This is a genomic window from Halorubrum sp. AD140 (genome assembly GCF_034497445.1).
In the GTDB taxonomy this organism is placed as follows: Archaea; Halobacteriota; Halobacteria; order Halobacteriales; family Haloferacaceae; genus Halorubrum.
Genome location: NZ_JAXRUU010000326.1, coordinates 1 through 1,063, shown reverse-complemented (window position 1 = coordinate 1,063; position 1,063 = coordinate 1). Strand labels below are relative to the sequence as shown.

Below are 1,063 nucleotides of genomic sequence, written 5' to 3'. Positions count from 1 at the left end.
GGCCCCTCGCCGACGAGCTCGAACCGGACCTCGGGCAGTCGCTCGGCGAGCCGGAGCGTCTCGTCGACGTTCTTCTTGTGGGCCATCCGGCCGCTGTACCCGACCACCGGCGCGTCGGCGGCGGTCGGCCCGCCGTCGGTCGCGATGGGCGACACCCGGGCCGACTCGCGGGGCCTGAACCGACCCATCTCGATTCCGACGGGGAGCCGCGTGTGGTTCACGTTCCTCCGGATCCGCGAGGTCGAGGCCGTGACGCAGTCGAACGCGTTCAGAAATCGGTTCTCGTAGGCGACGTACGCCCGTCCGGCGAGCGAGGCGAGGCGCTCCGACTTGAGCCCCTGAACGAAGTAGTCCTCGACGGGCGTGTGGTGCGTGTACACCGAGCTCGCGTCGTACCGCTTCGCGTACCGGAGCCCCATCAGGCCGGTCGACGCCGGGCCGTGACAGTGGACGACGTCGAGGTCGGGGAGCGTCGACAGGCGGCGGTAGGTCGGGAGCCGGTACTGTCGGTAGAAGGGGTTCGGCAGCGACGGGACCGGTATCTCGCGCTCGTCTGGCTCGTGGCTGCTCTTCGGATACACGACGTACACGTCGTGGCCCCGGGACTCGAGTCGGTCGCGCCACGCCTGAATGGTGTAGGTGACGCCGTCGATTCCGGGGAAGTAGCTGTCGGTGAAGAAGCCGATGTTCATGGTCGCGTCTGGCGGTTGGGGGGTTGCCGGCGGCCGGGGGCGCCGCGGAGGGGGCTGTCGCCGGGGACGGCGCCGGCCGGGGCGAGGCTCGGGTCGTCGTCCGCGCCGACGGCTACTGCGAGTACCACGGTCACTCTCCGAGTTCACCACCTGCCCGCTTCAACATTTTCATTTCCGGAGACGGCGCGCTGGGGCCGGCAGCGGGCGGCGCGCCCCGACCCGGCCAGTTTAATCGGTCGGCGCCCGAATCGACGGCTATGATCACGACCGACCGCATGGCGGCCGTCGACGCCAACGCGGCCGCACTCGGCGTGCCCCGAAAACAGCTGATGGAGTCGTCCGGCAACGCGGTCGCCCGAGAGGTGCGGGCC

2 protein-coding genes are annotated in these 1,063 nt (G+C 70.4%); both read right to left on the bottom strand.

What is annotated here, in order from left to right; genetic code table 11:
• Positions 1–692: glycosyltransferase (locus U4E84_RS18570; RefSeq protein ID WP_322533530.1), on the bottom strand; the 692-nt coding region annotated here is incomplete at its 3' end.
• Positions 689–820 carry a hypothetical protein gene (locus U4E84_RS18565; protein WP_322533529.1) on the bottom strand — a complete coding sequence of 44 codons (132 nt, stop codon included), beginning with the start codon at positions 818–820 and terminating at the stop codon, positions 689–691. The genes U4E84_RS18570 and U4E84_RS18565, both read right to left, overlap by 4 nt.
• Positions 821–1,063: the final 243 nt, after the last annotated feature.